1 protein-coding gene is annotated in these 347 nt (G+C 37.5%); it reads right to left on the bottom strand.

The window, feature by feature from the left end; genetic code table 11:
• Window positions 1-347 (bottom strand): GTP-binding protein (locus GFJ41_RS18255; RefSeq protein WP_264318562.1); only part of this gene is annotated, 347 nt, incomplete at both ends.

Raw genomic sequence — 347 nt, forward strand, 5'->3', positions numbered from 1 at the left:
TCGTACTCATTTAATAAGTCTCTAACTTCCATTTCAACTAACTCTAATAATTCTTCATCGTCTACCATATCACATTTGTTTAAGAATACTACTATGTATGGTACACCAACTTGTCTTGATAATAATATATGCTCTCTTGTTTGAGGCATTGGTCCATCAGTTGCAGAACAAACTAATATAGCACCGTCCATTTGAGCAGCACCTGTTATCATGTTCTTAACGTAGTCAGCGTGTCCTGGGCAGTCAACGTGAGCGTAATGTCTGTTTGGAGTCTCATATTCAACGTGAGCAGTTGATATTGTGATTCCTCTTTCTCTTTCTTCTGGAGCTTTATCTATATTAGCGAA

This window comes from Paraclostridium dentum (assembly GCF_012922555.1).
GTDB classification, from domain to species: Bacteria; Bacillota; Clostridia; order Peptostreptococcales; family Peptostreptococcaceae; genus Paraclostridium; species Paraclostridium dentum.